This window comes from Nocardioides sp. (genome assembly GCF_030149505.1).
Classification (GTDB): domain Bacteria; phylum Actinomycetota; class Actinomycetes; order Propionibacteriales; family Nocardioidaceae; genus Nocardioides.
Genome location: NZ_JASBRN010000001.1, coordinates 25,875 through 41,351 on the forward strand (window position 1 = coordinate 25,875; position 15,477 = coordinate 41,351).

Here is a 15,477-nt window from a genome sequence, read left to right on the forward strand (position 1 = left end):
ACGTCCAGGCTCAGTGCGGCAGCCCGCTGGCGCGCCAGGCGCCGCGACCGTGCGGCAGCGTGCGGCGCACCGCGCGGTGCGGGGCTGCCCACTGCGACCGCGGCCGCGGCGCCTCGGGCTGACCGCCGCCGAGCGCCGAGAGGACCGCGACGAGCGCGGCGACCTCCTCGGGCGTGGCACCGGGGCTCACCACCCGCAGCAGCGGGGTGCTCTCCTCGCTCACAGCGGGATGTTCCCGTGCTTCTTGGCCGGCAGGCTGGCCCGCTTGGTCTTGAGCAGCCGCAGCGCCCGGATGACCTCGACCCGGGTCTCGTGCGGCTGGATGACCGCGTCGATGTAACCCCGCTCGGCGGCGACGTAGGGGTTCGCCAGCGTCGTCTCGTACTCGTCGATCAGCTCGGCGCGCTTGGCCTCGACATCTCCACCGTCCTTCTCGACCTGAGCGAGGGTCTTGCGGTGGATGATGTTGGCCGCGCCCTGCGCGCCCATGACCGCGATCTGGGCGGTCGGCCAGGCGACGTTGATGTCGGCCCCGAGGTGCTTGGACCCCATCACGTCGTAGGCGCCGCCGTAGGCCTTGCGGGTGATGACGGTGACCAGCGGGACGGTGGCCTCGCAGTAGGCGTAGATCAGCTTCGCGCCGCGGCGGATGATGCCGTTCCACTCCTGGTCGGTGCCGGGCAGGAAGCCGGGCACGTCGACGAAGGTCAGCACCGGGATGTTGAAGGCGTCGCAGAACCGCACGAAGCGGGCGGCCTTCTCGCTGGCGTCGATGTCGAGGGTGCCGGCGAACTGCATCGGCTGGTTGGCCACGACGCCGACGGGCGAGCCCTCGACCCGGCCGTAGCCGATGATCAGGTTGGGCGCGAAGAGCTCCTGGACCTCGAGGAACTCGCCGTCGTCGAGGATCGAGGTGATCACGTCGTGCATGTCGTAGGGCTGGTTGGCCCCGTCGGGGATGAGGGTGTCGAGCGCTCGGTCCTCGTCGGTGATCTCGAGGATCGGGTCCTCGGGGTAGACGGGCAGCTCGTCGAGGTTGTTCTGCGGGAGGTAGGACAGCAGGGCCTTGACGTACTCGAACGCGTCCTCCTCGTCGGAGGCCATGTAGTGGGCGTTGCCCGACTTGGTGTTGTGGGTGCGCGCGCCGCCGAGGTCCTCCATCGAGACGTCCTCGCCGGTGACGGTCTTGATGACGTCGGGTCCGGTGATGAACATCGCCGAGGTCTGGTCGACCATCACCGTGAAGTCGGTGACGGCGGGGGAGTAGACGTGGCCGCCGGCGCAGTTGCCCATGATCATCGAGATCTGCGGGATGACGCCCGAGGCGTGCACGTTGCGGCGGAAGATCTCGCCGTAGAGGCCGAGGGAGACCACGCCCTCCTGGATCCGGGCGCCGGCACCCTCGTTGATGCCGATGATCGGGCTGCCGGTCCTGATGGCGAGGTCCATGACCTTGACGATCTTCTCGCCGTAGACCTCGCCGAGCGAGCCGCCGAAGACGGTGAAGTCCTGCGAGAACACGCACACCTGGCGACCGTCGACGGTGCCGTAGCCGGTGACGACGCCGTCACCGTAGGGGCGGGTCTTCTCCAGGCCGAACGCGGTCGAGCGGTGGCGGGCCAGCTCGTCGAGCTCGACGAAGGAGCCCTCGTCGAAGAGCATCTCGATCCGCTCGCGGGCGGTCTTGCGGCCCTTCGCGTGCTGCTTCTCGACGGCCTTGGCCGACCCGGCGTGCACCGCCTCGTCGAGGCGACGCTCCAGGTCGGCGAGCTTGCCGGCCGTGGTGTGGATGTCGATCTCGGGGGTCTCGTCCGGCGCTGCGCTCACGGGTGCGGCTCTCCTCTGGTCCGTCGGTACGTCGGTGCGTCAATCTAGTGCCCGTGACCGACCACCCGGGCGAGCGCCCACCTGTCGACAACCCCCTCGACCCCGCGAGGCTGGCGCCGCTGGGCGTGGAGGTGCTCCCCGCGACCCCGTCGACCAACGCCGTCGTGGCCGAGCGCGCCCTCGCCGGCGCGCCCGAGGGGCTGGTGGTCGTCACCGAGCACCAGACCGCCGGCCGCGGCCGGCTGGACCGTGCCTGGGAGACGCCCGCCGGCTCGGCGCTCACGTTCTCGGTCCTCCTCCGGCCGCAGGTCGCGCCGCACCGCTGGCCGTGGCTGCCGCTGCTCACGGGGTACGCCATCGCGAAGGCCCTGCGCGCGGCCGGGTACGACGCCACGCTGAAGTGGCCCAACGACGTGCTCGTGGGCGAGCGGAAGGTCGCGGGGATCCTGGTCGAGCGGGTCGAGGGGCCCTCCGGCCCTGCCGCGGTCGTGGGGATCGGGCTCAACGTCCTGCTCACCGAGCAGCAGCTCCCCGTCCCCACCGCGACATCGCTGCTCGTGGAGTCGGGTCCGGAGCGTCCGGTGCCCGACCGCACCGACCTGCTGGCCTCGCTCGTGCAGGGGCTGATGGAGGCCTACGACGCCTGGCAGGCCGGCGAGGAGGGCCCGGCGACGGCCCACCTGCGGGAGTCGTGGACCCGGGTCTGCTCCACCCTCGGGCGCGGCGTCGACGTGGCGATGCCCGACGGCAGCACCCTGTCGGGTCGCGCCACGGGGATCGACGAGCACGGACGGTTGGTCGTGGTCCCTGGCGGCGGTGGACCCGAGGTGGCGGTGGCGGCGGGCGACGTCGTGCACGTGCGCCCTGCCTGAGGGACCAGCGCCGCACGACCCGCGCCGGGAGGGGTCGATCAGTGCCATGATCGGGCCGTGCCGATCTCGCAGAAGCTCCTCAACGACGGTGAGCGGGTCGTGGTGTCCACGCGGACCCACCCGAAGGTCCTCATCGGACCGGTCCTGCTGCTCGTGCTGCTGCTGGCGCTCGGCACGTTCGTGGACGCCCGTACCGAGGACGGTGCGGGCGCGGTCGTGGCCTGGGTCGTGTGGGCCCTCGTCGCGGTCGGGGTCCTGCGCTTCTCGGTCTGGCCCTTCCTGGACTGGCTGACCTCGGTGTACGCCTTCACCGACCGGCGGCTCATCACGCGCACCGGGGTCATCACCCGCCGTGGCCACGACATCCCCCTGACCCGGATCAGCGACGTGGCGATCGAGCTGCACCTGCTCGACCGGGTGCTCGGCTGCGGGACGCTGGTCATCAGCGACGCCAGCACGCACGGCTCGGTGGCGCTGCCCGACATCCCGCGAGTGGCCGACGCCCAGCGCCGCCTGGGCGACCTGCTGCACGAGATCCACGGTCGGGGGGAGCGTCGTGACGAAGGGCTCTGAGCCCGAGCCCGCGAGCGGGCCTCCCATCGACCCCCAGCCCGGTGACCTCGAGCGGGCGATCCTCGGCGGGCTGCCCGAGCTGACCGCGCCGCAGATGGCCGAGGCCGCGGGCGTCACCCGCGACCAGGCCCGTCGGCTGTGGCGTGCCCTCGGCTTCCCGGAGTACCCCGACGACACCCCCGCCTTCCTCAGCGCCGACGCGGACGCGATCAGGCTGCTGCGCGGGGTGATGGACGAGGGGCTGCTGGACTTCGACCTGGCCGTCAACCTGACCCGGGCCCTGGGCCAGACGATGGCGCGCCTCGCCGACTGGGAGATCTCCTCGCTGGTGCAGCGGGTGGAGGAGATGACCGCTGACTCCGAGGGCGTGACCCGGGTCGAGACCGCCGTCCGGCTGGTCGAGCAGTTCTCCCGACCCTTCGAGGAGCTGCTGATCTACGCCTGGCGTCGGCACCTCGCGGCCGCGGCCGGCCGGATCGAGGCGCTCGCGAGCCAGGACGACGAGGACCTGCACGTCACCGAGCTGACCGTGGGCTTCGCCGACATCGTCGGGTTCACCGCCCTGTCCAACACCCTCACCGAGGACCGGATCGGCGACCTCGTCGAGCTGTTCGAGATGCGCTGCGCCGACGTCGTGGCCACCCAGCGCGGCCGGATCATCAAGAGCATCGGGGACTCGGTGCTCTTCGTGAACGACGACCCCGTCCGCGCCTACGACACCGCCGAGGGGATCATCAACGTCATCGGACGCGACCAGCGGATGCCCGACGTGCGCGTCGGCCTGGCCAGCGGCCCGGTCGTGATGCGGTTGGGCGACGTCTTCGGCCCGCCGGTGAACATGGCGGCCCGGCTCACCAACGTGGCCCGTCGCAACCGGATCATCATCGACGCCGCCACGGCGGGGCTGCTGCCCGCCGACCAGTTCGAGACCCGCCGCATGGCCGCGCGACCGGTCCGTGGGTTCGGGATCGTCGAGCCCCTCGCCGTACGCCGGCACTGAGGCACACCGGACCCGGGTGGTGGCCACAAGGTGTCGCCCGAACGGGCCAGGTCGGACCACCTCGTCCAAGACTGGCAGGAAGAGGTCACTGTCAGATCCCAGCAAGTCCTACCGGGTAGTCACTTGAAGTCTTTACCATCTACCCCGTGATCAAGGTCCAGGAAATCAGCATCGACCCCTCCACCCGTCGCGCGTGGCGGGCGGGTGAGGAGATCACGCTGTCGCGCAAGGAGTTCGACCTCGTGCACGCCCTGATCACCCGGGCCGGCGAGGTCGTCACCCGTGACGAGCTGATGCGCGAGGTGTGGCACACCTCGTTCTGGACCTCGTCCAAGACCATCGACGTCCACCTCGGCTGGGTGCGCCGCAAGCTCGGTGACGACTCGCGGCGCCCGCACCTGATCACCACGATCCGGGGCAAGGGCCTGCGCTTCGAGAAGTCCTCGCCCGCCGCCTGAGGGCTGAGCCCCCGACCCGCCCGCCCCCGCGGGACCCCTAGGCTTGCCGCGTGCCCGACTCGCCCGTGCTCGCCGTCGTCGGCGGAGGTCAGCTCGCCCGCATGATGGCCCAGCCGGCCATCGCCCTGGGACTGCCCCTGCGGCTGCTCGCCGAGGCCGAAGGCGTCTCGGCGGCCCAGGTGATCGTCGACCAGACCGTCGGTGACTACCGCGACCTCGACGTGCTGCGCCGGGCGACCGCCGGCGCCAGCGTGGTCACCTTCGACCACGAGCACGTCCCCACCGAGCACCTGCACGCCCTGGAGGCCGAGGGCCTGGCGGTGCGCCCGGGTCCCGAGGCCCTGGTCCACGCCCAGGACAAGGCGGTCATGCGCGAGCGGCTCTCGGCGCTTGGCCTGCCCTGCCCGCGCCACGCCGTGGTGGCCGATGTCGACGAGGTGGTCGCCTTCGGCTTCCCGTGCGTCCTCAAGACCACACGCGGCGGGTACGACGGCAAGGGGGTCTGGGTCGTGCGCGGGCCCGAGGACTGCACCGAGGCCTTCGAGGCCGCGGCTGCTTCCGGCGTGCGCATCCTGGCCGAGGAGCTCGTCGACTTCCGCCGCGAGCTCTCCGCGCTCGTGGCGCGCTCGCCGAGCGGCCAGGCGGCGGCGTACCCCGTCGTGGCCTCGACCCAGCTCGACGGCATCTGCCACGAGGTCGTCGCCCCCGCGCCCGACCTCGACGAGGAGCTGGCCGGGCAGGCCCAGGCGCTCGCGCTGCGGGTCGCCGGCGAGCTCGGCGTGACCGGCATCCTGGCCGTGGAGCTCTTCGAGACCACCGACGGCCGGATCCTGGTCAACGAGCTGGCCATGCGTCCGCACAACACCGGGCACTGGACCCAGGACGGCGCGGTCACCTCCCAGTTCGAGAACCACCTCCGCGCGGTGATGGACCTGCCGCTCGGCTCCCCGGCGCCCCGCGCCCGGTGGACGGTGATGGTCAACATCCTCGGTGGCCCCCACCCCGAGGTCGGCCGGCTCTACGACGGCTTCCCGCACGCCCTGGCGCGCGACCCGCACCTGCGCGTGCACCTCTACGGCAAGCAGATGCGCCCCGGCCGCAAGGTCGGCCACGTCAACGCCTACGGCGAGGACCTCGAGGACTGCCTGGAGCGCGCGCGGCACGCCGCCGCGTGGTTCCGCGGCGACCTCGGCGACGAGAGCGAGTGAACTGATGACAGTGCAGGTCGGCATCGTGATGGGGTCGGACTCCGACTGGCCCGTGATGCGTGCCGCGGCCGAGGCGTGCCGCGAGTTCGACGTCGAGGTGGAGGCCGACGTGGTCTCCGCGCACCGGATGCCGCACGAGATGCTCGCCTACGGCGAGCAGGCGGCCGAGCGCGGGCTGTCGGTGATCGTCGCCGGTGCCGGGGGAGCGGCACACCTGCCGGGCATGCTCGCCGCGGTCACCCCGCTGCCGGTCATCGGCGTGCCGGTGCCCCTGAAGTACCTCGACGGCATGGACTCCCTGCTCTCGATCGTCCAGATGCCGGCAGGCGTGCCGGTGGCCACGGTCGCGATCGGCAACGCGCGCAACGCCGGGCTGCTCGCCGTACGCATCCTGGCCGCCTCCGACCCGGACCTGCGCCGGCGGATGGTGGAGTTCCAGGCCTCGCTCAAGGACACCGCGCACGCCAAGGGCGAGGTCGTGCGGCGCGAGGCCGTGCCCGAGCGCCGGCTCGGGTTCTAGGCCCCGGGCAGCCTCGTCCCCGCCGTGTCCCCGCGCCTGGTCGGCATCGACGTCGCGCGCTGGTGCGCGCTGCTGGGGATGATGGCCACGCACCTGCTGGCCACGCGCACGGAGGCGGGCGATCCCACGTGGGTCGCCGAGGTCTTCTCCGGACGCGCCTCGGCCCTCTTCGCCGTCCTGGCCGGGGTCAGCCTCTCGCTCGCGACGGGTGGTCCGCGGCCGCTGGAGGGTGGGGAGCGCCTGGCCCGCTCCGCCGGGCTGCTGACCCGGTTCCTGCTCCTGGGCGCCGTGGGGCTGGTGCTGGGGGAGGTCGACTCCGGCCTCGCGGTCATCCTGGTCAACTACGCCGTCCTCCTGGCGCTCGGGCTGCTGGTCGTGGGCTGGTCGGCGGGTGCCCTCGCGCTGCTCGCCGCCGCCCTGGCGCTGGTCACGCCGGTGCTCCTGTGGTGGCTGCGGCCCGGGCTCCCGCCGCGCGGCTTCGACAGTCCGTCGGTCTCGCAGCTCGAGCAGCCCTCCCTGCTGGTCTCCGAGGTCCTGTTCACCGGCTACTACCCGGTCCTCGTGTGGACCGCCTACCTCGCGATCGGCATGGCCCTGGGCCGGGCGGACCTGCGCGGCATGCGCTCGCGCACCCTGGCGCTGGTCGGCTCGGCCGCGGCGGCCACGGCCGTCCTGGCCGAGGTCGTCTCCGACCGGCTCCTGGCCCGTGACGGGGTGGCCCGGGCACTGGACCGCGACCTCTACCGTTTCCTGGACCGGGACCAGGAGGCGACGCTGGTCGAGATCCGTCGCCAGATCGACGGCGGGATGTTCGGCCAGACGCCGGTCGACGGTGCGTGGCAGTGGTTGCTGGTCTCCGCGCCCCACTCCAGCACCACCCCGGACCTGCTCCGCACAGGTGGCAGCGCCGTCGCGGTGACCGTCGCCGCCCTGCTTCTGGTGCGCCTGCTCGGCCCGCGGACGACCCGTGCCCTGGCCGTGCTGACCGGCGCGGGGGCGGCGACCTTCACCTTCTACACGCTGCACGTCCTCATGACCTCCGACCTGCTCCCACCCGGCCCGGACGACCGCGGCACAGCGGTCCAGTACGCCGTGGTCGTGCTGCTCGGCGCCGCGCTGGCGCTGGTGGGGCGTCGCGGGCCTGCGGAGGCAGCCATGGCGGCGGCCGCGCGACTGGTCGAACGGGCGGTGCGGCCCCGGCGCCGTACCGCGGCGCGGTCCCGGGTCTAGACAGCTGCCGGAGCCGGCGCATGGGCCGGGGACCGTCGGGTACGGGGCCACGGAGCAGGGCCCGTCGACCTGCCCCCCACGTGGGCGGGTCCTGCTGCACCACCACCGGGCGGGGCCGGTGCCGCCCCCCACACGGCGCCGGCCCCGCCCCCCGGAGGGGTGGGTAGGCCGTGCGTGTCGCGGGGTAACACCCTTGGCATGACGACCAAGCTGAAGTACACGACCCCTGGCCTGGACGAGAAGGACGCCGTGCGCGTCGTCGAGCTGCTCCAGGACCGGCTCTACGCCGCGAACGACCTGCACCTGACCCTGAAGCACGTGCACTGGAACGTCGTCGGCCCGCACTTCATCTCCGTCCACGAGATGATCGACCCGCACGTGGAGGAGGTCCGCGGCTTCGCCGACGACCTCGCCGAGCGGATCGCCACCCTCGGCGGCTCCCCGGTCGGCACCCCGGGTGCCCTCGTGGAGCACCGCAGCTGGACGGAGTACAGCCTGGGCCGGGCCACGACCCAGGAGCACCTCGGCGCGCTGGACCTCGTCTACCAGGGCGTCATCACGAGCTACCGCGAGGCGATCAAGGAGCTCGACGACCTCGACCTGGTGACCCAGGACATGTTCATCGCCCAGACCGACAAGCTCGAGCTCTTCCACTGGTTCGTCCGCGCCCACCTCGAGGACTCCTCGGGGTCGCTCTCCACGGAGGGTGCCGCCACCGAGCAGGAGGCCGCGCGCGCCGCTGGCTGAGCCGGTGCGTACCTGATTGCGGGATTCCCGCGTCCGCTCCTCCCCGTCGTGCCACGATCGGCGCATGGGGGAGGAGCGGCCGCGGGCCACCCCGGCCATGACCGAGGCGAGACGGCGTACCCACGCCGCTCGCCTCCTGCTCCGTGCGCGGGCCAGCTCCGGCCCCGTGCGCGAGCGCTACGAGAACGAGGTCGTGCGCCTGCACCTCGACGTGGCCCTCGACCTGGCCCGCCGCTACCACGGCCGTGGCCTCGCCGCCGACGACCTGGACCAGGTCGCCTGCCTCGGGCTGGTCAAGGCCGTGCGCGCCTTCGACGCCACGCTGGGCCACGACTTCCTCAGCTTCGCCGTCCCGACCGTCCGCGGGGAGCTGCGCCGGCACTTCCGCGACGCCGGCTGGGTGGTGCGCCCGCCCCGCTCGGTGCAGGAGGCGCAGGCCGAGGTCGTCGTCGCCGAGGCCGAGCTGCTCCAGCGCCTGGGCCGCCAGCCGGTCAGCGACGAGATCGCCGCGCACCTCGGCATCGCGGAGTCGCTGGTCCGCGAGTGCCAGGACGCCGCCGGGTGCTTCCGTCCGGTCTCCCTGGACGCGCCGCACCCGGTCCAGGACACCTCCCCGACCTCGACGCTGGGCGCCGACGACCCGGCGTACGCCTCCGCCGAGGCGCGGGTGGCGCTGCAGCCGCTGCTCGAGGCCCTCGACGAGCGCGAGCGCACGATGCTGCGCATGCGCTTCTTCGAGCACCGCACGCAGGCCGAGATCGGTGCGGTCGTCGGTCTCAGCCAGGAGCAGGTCTCGCGTAGCCTGGCCGGGCTGCTGGCCCGGCTGCGCCGTGCGCTCGACGCCGCCTGAGCCGACCGCCCGTCCTGCTCAGGAGGGGTAGATCCGTGGTGCCTGCGACGCCTTGCGGGTGAAGCGGGGCGGGCGCTTCTCGAGGAACGCCGCCACGCCCTCCTTGCCGTCGCCGATCGAGGTCCAGTACATCGCCAGGCTGTCGGAGAGGTGCGCCTCGAGCGGGTGCGCGGCCGCACCGTTGCGGTAGACCATCTGCTTGGCCAGTGCCAACGCCACGGGGGAGCGGTCGACCACGAACGAGCGGGCCAGCCCGAGTGCGGCGGGCAGCAGCTCGTCGGGCTCGTGGACCGAGCGCAGGAGTCCTCCGGCGTGCGCCTGCTCGGCGGTGAGGACGTCGGCGGAGTAGATCCACTCCAGGGCCTGCTGGGGGCCGACCAGCCGCGGGAGGAACCAGGTCGAGCAGGCCTCCGGCACGATGCCGAGCCGACCGAAGACGAACCCGATCCGGGCCTTGGTGGAGGCCAGGCGCAGGTCCATGCCCAGGGTCATCGTGGCGCCGATCCCGACGGCCGGTCCGTTGATGGCGGCGATCACCGGCTTGGGCAGCGCGTGGATCGCCAGCACGACCTTGCCGCCCGTGTCTCGGACGCCGGCGTCGTACGGCGGCTCGTCGTAGGACGCCCGGAACTCCTCGGGCGTGGGGCGGACCGTCTCGTCGAGGCCGAACACGTTGCCCTCGGCGGAGAGGTCCATGCCCGCGCAGAACGCGCGACCCGACCCGGTGACGACGACGGCGCGGACGTCGTCGGCGCGCGCGTCGGTGCGGAAGACCTGCTCCAGCTCCCTGGCCATGGTCAGGTCGAAGGCGTTGAGCGCGTCGGGACGGTGCAGCGTCAGGGTGGCCACGCCGTCGGCGTCGACCTCCCAGCGGAGGGTCTCGTAGGTCACGCGGTCATCGTGTCATCCGGGTCATGACGGCGGGTTCAGCAGTCCGGACGGGGAGCACAGCTGCTCGCCCAGGCGCCCGGTGTCGTCGTCGATGATCGCCTGGAACATCCGCGGTGCCCGCTCGGCGTCCCAGCGCACCGACAGGTCGCTGATCGGCACCCCGCAGGTCAGGCCGTTCTCGCCGTTGACCCGGGTCATCGCCATCGCCCACATGCCGGCCCGGAGGGGGGACATGCCCTTGCCGAACTCGACGGTCTCGGTCGCGGCCATGTTGAGGTTCCAGTAGCGGACGGGGTTGAGCACCGACCACGGCGAGAGCACCTCGTCGCCGACGGCCGAGACGACCTCGCGCTGCGCCTGCGCTCGCTGCACGTCGCCCAGGCCGGTGTAGAGCTTGCGGGAGCGGGCGTAGCCGAGCGCGGTCGGGCCGTCCGCCTCCTGGCAGCCCTTCTTCACGTCGAGGTTGGCGAGGGGGTCCTTCATGGCCATCTTCGGGCAGATCTCGATGCCGCCGACGGCGTCGACGAGGTCGACGAACCCGCCGATCCCGATCTCGACGTAGTGGTCGACCCGGATGCCGGTGTTGTTCTCGATGGTGCGGGTGAGCAGCTGCGGGCCGCCGAAGGCGTAGGCGGCGTTGATCTTGGTGGTGCCGTAGCCCGGGACCTCGACCAGCGAGTCGCGCGGGATCGACATGAGCAGGTTGGGGCCGGACCCGGTGTGCAGCAGCATGATCGTGTCGGTGCGCTGGCCCGTGGCGTTGCCGGTGCCGTACTTCTTGCGCTCCGCGGGCGTCAGGCCGGCGCGGGAGTCGCTGCCGACCATGAGGTACGTCGTGCCGGGCTGCTCCCCGGGGCGGTCGCCTCCGCCGGGCGCGAAACCGACCTCGTTGATCTGGGTCCAGGCGTAGATCGGCACCGCGACCAGGAAGGCCAGCCACAGCACGAGCACCAGGAAGACGTAGCGGAACCGGAAGCGAGGGCGGCGCAGCCGCGGGCGGGGAAGGGAGCGGCCAGGACCGGGCGCGGGCGTCGGGCCGGGGGTCGGCGCGGGTGCGGGGGTCGGTGCGGGCGACGGCGTACGGCCCGGGCCCGCCGGCTGGCCGGGCGGGGGGACCGAGGAGCCCGAGCGCGGCTGCACCGGCATCCGCCGGGTCGCGTCGGGGTCGTCCGCAGCGCCGGACGCACCGCCCTGCCCGTACAGCCAGTCGTAGGGGGGCTTGCTGCTCTCTCCGCCGGCACCACCGGTGGGGGGACGCTCCGTCATGCTGCGGGACGCTACCGTGCCTGGCTGTGGCCACACTCGATCCTCGGTCCCCGGCCTTCTCGAGCGTCTCGCTCGCCGTCATGGCTCACGCCCCCATGGCCAACCTCCTGGGCAACGTCCACGGCGGCGAGGTCGTGAAGCTGGCCGACTCCACCGCCGGCGCGGTCGCCCAGCGGCACAGCGGAGGGCCGGCCGTCACGGCCGCGCTGGACGAGATGGTCTTCCTGGCGCCCGTGCACGTCGGTGACATCGTCCGCACGATGGGGCGGGTGAACTGGGCGGGCCGCTCCTCGATGGAGGTCGGGGTGCGCGTGGAGGCCCAGCCGTGGAACGACCCCAGCGCCGACGGGCTGCACGTGGCGTCGGCCTACTTCGTCTTCGTGGCCATCGACGAGGAGGGCCGCCCGCGGGAGGTCCCACCGCTGGTCCCCGAGACCAAGGACGACCTGCGCCGCTACCGCGAGGCCGAGATCCGCCGGGCGCACCGGTTGGCCCGCAAGACCGAGATCGACGCAGGTCGGCGCGCCTGAGGAGGGACGCGCCAGCGGACCTCCTGGTGGTGGTCGAGCGAGCGGCGCGACCGAGGAACGAGGGCGCGACCCGCGTGTCGAGACCCTGTGACGCCTGTGACTGGTGATACTCCCAGTCATGCCACCCGTCACTTCCCCCGGGTCGCAGGCCGCTCCCCGCACGAGCGTGGCGGAGCGGGCCGCGCGCATCCGCTTCCGCCGCGCCCTGTCGCTGATGGCGATGACGCTGCTCGCCCCCGGCTCGGCCCAGCTGGTCGCCGGCGGCAACCGCCGCGTCGGCCTGCTGGCCCTGCGGGTGTGGCTGACGAGCTGGGCACTGGTCCTCCTCGGCGGCGTCGCCGTCGCCCTCGACCACGGTCTCGCCCTCACGCTGGGCTCGACCCCGTGGTTCCTGCTGCTGCTGCGGCTGGCGCTGCTGGTCGGGGCCGTCGGCTGGGCGCTGCTGTTCATGGACGCCTGGCGGCTCGGCCAGCCGCTCAGCCTCGGCCTGGCCCACCGCCGCGCGGTGGTGGGGGTCAACGGCCTGCTGTGCCTCTCGGTCGCCGGGGGTCTGCTCTTCGGCGCCCACGTCGTCGGCGTGCAGCGCGACCTCATGCTCACGATGTTCGGCTCCGACGAGGTCGTCGGGGCCTATGCCGGCCGCTTCAACGTCCTGCTCCTCGGCGGTGACTCCGGCGCGGGGCGCTGGGGCATGCGACCCGACTCCCTGACGGTCGCCTCCGTGGACGCCGAGACGGGGCGTACCGTGCTGGTCTCGCTGCCCCGGAACATGCAGAACTTCCCCTTCGCCGAGGGCTCGGTCATGGCCGAGCAGTTCCCCGACGGCTTCGACGTCGACTACCTCAACGGCGTGAGCACCTGGGCCGAGGACCAGGTCGAGCTGTTCGGCGACAGCGAGCACCCCGGCGTCGACGCGACCGTCTCGGCCGTCGAGGGCATCACCGGCCTGTCGATCAACTACTGGGCGATGGTCAACCTCGAGGGCTTCAAGGACCTCGTCGACGCGGTCGGCGGCATCACCCTCAACGTCCGCCAGCCGATCCCGGTCGGGCTCCCGCAGGACGACTTCTTCCACTACATCGAGCCGGGGGTGCAGAAGCTGTCCGGCTTCGACACCCTCTGGTACGCCCGGGCCCGCTACGACTCCGACGACTACTCGCGCATGGCCCGCCAGAAGTGCGTCATGAACGCGATGCTCCAGCAGGTCAGCCCCAGCGTCGCCCTGCGCAACTTCCAGTCGATCGCCCAGGCCTCGTCCGAGCTGATCTCCACCAACGTCCCGGCCTCCGAGGTCGACACCTTCCTCGAGCTGGCCCTCAAGGCCCGGGGCCAGAAGATCTCGACCCTCTCGATCGTCCCGCCGATGGTGAACACCGCCGACCCGGACATCGACCTGGTGCACCGGAAGGTCGCCGACGCGATCGCCAAGGCCGAGGGCACCGCCGAGGCGCCCTCGGACAAGGCCGGCAAGAAGGTCTCCGAGGCGCCCGTCACCGGCGGCTCCGTCGGCTCGCTCGCCGAGGGCTACGCCGCCAACAAGGCCGGGGACCTGGCCGCCGCCTGCTGAGAGGCGTCAGCGGCCCCCACCGCTGGTCGAGGCGAGCGCCAGCGAGCCGTCGTCGAGACCGGGTACGCCGTTCGCCCTGCCGTCTCCTGTGGTTGCTCCCCGGGTCGCCGTTGGTGGGTCGTGGCGCGTTCGCGCCGCAGCAGCTCCTGAATTTGAGGAGAGCGTGCTCGCCGTGGGTGCCACCTGGGCTTCTTGGTTGCGCTTGCCTCGATGTCGCCCTGCGCTGGGGTGCTCGCTTCGGGCGGGCTTCGATCGGACGGCAAGAATGTCGTGAAAAAGTGGGTCTGACCTGGGAAAACACTGTTTTTCGAACGTGTGTTCGACTATACTTTCACCATGTCCACCAGCCCCCTCCTCGACGCGATCCGCGCCGCCAAGGCGCGTGAGGACGACGCGGCCCGCGAGCTGCTGATCGGGGTCGCGCAGTGGGCGGATGCCCACACGACGGGTGCGTTGATGCCGGACCTGTACGGCACCTACTCCCACCCCGACGACGACGCCTACGACGCCGCGGAGTCGGCATGGGTGTCCCGGTTCGGCATGCCCGGCGCCGACACGATGCTCGAGCTGGCCGGTGCCGGTGCCCCCGAGGTCTCCGACTTCGCCGTCACCGAGCTGTCCACCGCGCTCGGCCGGACGCGTGAGTCCGGCCGCCTCCTGGTCGGCGACGTCGTGGAGGCCAAGCACCGCCTCCCCAAGGTCTGGGCCCGACTTCTCGCCGGGCAGGTCACCGCCTGGCGGGTACGCCGCCTGGCTCAAGCCACCCGCAGCCTCTCCGCCGAGGCCGTGGCGTTCGTGGACGCCCAGATCGCCCACGTGATCCACACCGCCGGCCCCGTCACCGTCGACCGCCTCGTCCTCGAAGCATCCGCCCGGTTCGACCCAGAGTCGGTCGAGGTCGCCGAGTGCGACACCCGCGCCAACCTCTACTTCGACCTCGACCTCGCCACCCCCGCCACCTCGGTCGGCACCGCCTCCGCCGTCACCGCCGACGGGCTGCTCGACCGAGCCGACGCCGAAGACCTCGAGCACGCCATCCGCCACATCGCCCACCAACTCCTGGCCGACGGCTCCACCGACACCCTCGCCGTCCGCCGCGCCAAGGCCCTCGGCTACCTCGCCCGCGGCCAAGACCCCCTCCCCGACACCGACCCCGAGGGGACTGAGGCCGAAGCGACCGAGGCCGAGGCGACCGAAGATGGTCGAGCAGCGAGCGCCAGCGAGCGTCGTCGAGACCGCGCAACCCACACGCGCACCGCACCCCGCCGGGTCGTGGTCCTGACCGTCCACCTCTCCGACGCCGCGCTGACCGGCGCACCCCAGGTCGACTCTGTCACCGGCACGCTCGGCCTCGACCTCGCCCGCGTCGAGAACCACCGCCAGCTTCTCACCGCCGACACCATCCGCGAGTGGTGCGGGGTTCCTGGCACCCAGGTCATCGTCAAGCCCGTCATCGACCTGGCCGACACCGTCGCGGTGGACTCCTACGAGGTCCCCGACCGGATCGCGGCCCGCGTGAAGCTTGCCAGGACGACGTGCTCGTTCCCGCACTGCCGTAGGCCCGCGGAGTCCGCCGACCTCGACCACACCGTCGAGTACGTCCCACCCGACCGAGGCGGACCACCCGGCCAGACCAGCACCGAGAACCTCGCCCCGCTCTGTCGGCACGACCACCGCGCCAAGACCCACCCCTCACCAGCAGGGAGACCCTGGGCCGTCCGCGGACTCAGTCCAGGCCACTGGCTCTGGACCAGCCCCCACGGCCACCGCTACCTCGTCCACCCAGACGGCACCACCCCACTCTGAGCACCACCCGCTCGCAGCCCGACCACCACCCGATGGCCGGGCTACCAGCACGCCCCCGGCCGGACGGCGCTGGCCCAGGTGCGAACGGAGCGAGCTACGAGGCCTCGCACTCGTCGTACGACGTGTCCGCCA

At 72.5% G+C, this 15,477-nt stretch carries 16 protein-coding genes; 12 read left to right on the forward strand and 4 right to left on the reverse strand.

From position 1 onward, the window contains the following. Positions 1 to 10: 10 nt before the first annotated feature. Both Q1V71_RS00135 and Q1V71_RS00140 read right to left on the reverse strand, forming a co-directional pair. The gene (locus Q1V71_RS00135; protein ID WP_300638964.1) at positions 11 to 223 is read right to left on the reverse strand and encodes an acyl-CoA carboxylase subunit epsilon; all 213 of its coding nucleotides are present in this window, start codon (positions 221 to 223) and stop codon (positions 11 to 13) included. After that, positions 220 to 1,827, reverse strand: a complete 1,608-nt coding sequence (locus Q1V71_RS00140; protein ID WP_300638967.1) for an acyl-CoA carboxylase subunit beta — start codon at positions 1,825 to 1,827, stop codon at positions 220 to 222. Before Q1V71_RS00140 ends, Q1V71_RS00135 begins: the two co-directional genes overlap by 4 nt. Positions 1,828 to 1,880: 53 nt before the next feature. Between Q1V71_RS00140 and Q1V71_RS00145 the strand changes: the two genes are divergently transcribed. The 9 genes from Q1V71_RS00145 (at position 1,881) to Q1V71_RS00185 (ending at position 9,285) form a co-directional block, all read left to right on the forward strand. After that, the gene (locus Q1V71_RS00145; protein WP_300638970.1) at positions 1,881 to 2,699 is read left to right on the forward strand and encodes a biotin--[acetyl-CoA-carboxylase] ligase; all 819 of its coding nucleotides are present in this window, start codon (positions 1,881 to 1,883) and stop codon (positions 2,697 to 2,699) included. Positions 2,700 to 2,756: 57 nt separating this feature from the next. Beyond that, positions 2,757 to 3,272: a PH domain-containing protein gene (locus Q1V71_RS00150; RefSeq protein WP_300638973.1), complete on the forward strand. Its 516-nt coding sequence runs from the start codon at positions 2,757 to 2,759 to the stop codon at positions 3,270 to 3,272. Next, positions 3,256 to 4,272, forward strand: a complete 1,017-nt coding sequence (locus Q1V71_RS00155; protein WP_300638976.1) for an adenylate/guanylate cyclase domain-containing protein — start codon at positions 3,256 to 3,258, stop codon at positions 4,270 to 4,272. The genes Q1V71_RS00150 and Q1V71_RS00155 overlap by 17 nt, the downstream gene beginning before the upstream one ends. Positions 4,273 to 4,418: 146 nt before the next feature. Next, the gene (locus Q1V71_RS00160; RefSeq protein ID WP_300638979.1) at positions 4,419 to 4,730 is read left to right on the forward strand and encodes a winged helix-turn-helix domain-containing protein; all 312 of its coding nucleotides are present in this window, start codon (positions 4,419 to 4,421) and stop codon (positions 4,728 to 4,730) included. Between the two features lie 50 nt (positions 4,731 to 4,780). Beyond that, complete coding sequence (locus tag Q1V71_RS00165; protein ID WP_300638982.1) at positions 4,781 to 5,938, forward strand: 5-(carboxyamino)imidazole ribonucleotide synthase; 1,158 nt, start codon at positions 4,781 to 4,783, stop codon at positions 5,936 to 5,938. Positions 5,939 to 5,942: 4 nt separating this feature from the next. After that, positions 5,943 to 6,458, forward strand: a complete 516-nt coding sequence (gene purE / locus Q1V71_RS00170) for a 5-(carboxyamino)imidazole ribonucleotide mutase (RefSeq protein ID WP_300638984.1) — start codon at positions 5,943 to 5,945, stop codon at positions 6,456 to 6,458. A 24-nt stretch (positions 6,459 to 6,482) separates the two neighbouring features. Beyond that, positions 6,483 to 7,688: a heparan-alpha-glucosaminide N-acetyltransferase domain-containing protein gene (locus tag Q1V71_RS00175; protein WP_300638988.1), complete on the forward strand. Its 1,206-nt coding sequence runs from the start codon at positions 6,483 to 6,485 to the stop codon at positions 7,686 to 7,688. A 198-nt stretch (positions 7,689 to 7,886) separates the two neighbouring features. Continuing rightward, positions 7,887 to 8,435 (forward strand): DNA starvation/stationary phase protection protein Dps, encoded by a 549-nt coding sequence (gene dps / locus Q1V71_RS00180; protein ID WP_300638991.1) that lies wholly within the window; start codon positions 7,887 to 7,889, stop codon positions 8,433 to 8,435. Between the two features lie 64 nt (positions 8,436 to 8,499). After that, complete coding sequence (locus tag Q1V71_RS00185) at positions 8,500 to 9,285, forward strand: sigma-70 family RNA polymerase sigma factor (RefSeq protein WP_300638994.1); 786 nt, start codon at positions 8,500 to 8,502, stop codon at positions 9,283 to 9,285. Between the two features lie 18 nt (positions 9,286 to 9,303). On the opposite strand, the gene Q1V71_RS00190 is transcribed toward Q1V71_RS00185, so the two are convergent. Both Q1V71_RS00190 and Q1V71_RS00195 read right to left on the reverse strand, forming a co-directional pair. Beyond that, positions 9,304 to 10,176 carry a crotonase/enoyl-CoA hydratase family protein gene (locus tag Q1V71_RS00190; RefSeq protein WP_300638996.1) on the reverse strand — a complete coding sequence of 291 codons (873 nt, stop codon included), beginning with the start codon at positions 10,174 to 10,176 and terminating at the stop codon, positions 9,304 to 9,306. 21 nt (positions 10,177 to 10,197) lie between these two features. Then, entirely contained in the window at positions 10,198 to 11,442 is a 1,245-nt protein-coding gene (locus Q1V71_RS00195; RefSeq protein WP_300638999.1) for an LCP family protein, read from the reverse strand. A gap of 80 nt (positions 11,443 to 11,522) precedes the next feature. Here Q1V71_RS00195 and Q1V71_RS00200 point away from each other — a divergent pair, with 80 nt between their 5' ends. The 3 genes from Q1V71_RS00200 (at position 11,523) to Q1V71_RS00210 (ending at position 15,345) form a co-directional block, all read left to right on the forward strand. Then, a complete protein-coding gene (locus tag Q1V71_RS00200) occupies positions 11,523 to 11,972 on the forward strand; it encodes an acyl-CoA thioesterase (RefSeq protein ID WP_300639001.1) in 450 nt (149 codons plus the stop codon). 118 nt (positions 11,973 to 12,090) lie between these two features. Next, positions 12,091 to 13,539 carry an LCP family protein gene (locus tag Q1V71_RS00205; RefSeq protein ID WP_300639004.1) on the forward strand — a complete coding sequence of 483 codons (1,449 nt, stop codon included), beginning with the start codon at positions 12,091 to 12,093 and terminating at the stop codon, positions 13,537 to 13,539. A 336-nt stretch (positions 13,540 to 13,875) separates the two neighbouring features. Beyond that, a complete protein-coding gene (locus tag Q1V71_RS00210) occupies positions 13,876 to 15,345 on the forward strand; it encodes an HNH endonuclease signature motif containing protein (RefSeq protein WP_300639007.1) in 1,470 nt (489 codons plus the stop codon). Positions 15,346 to 15,477 lie beyond the last annotated feature (132 nt).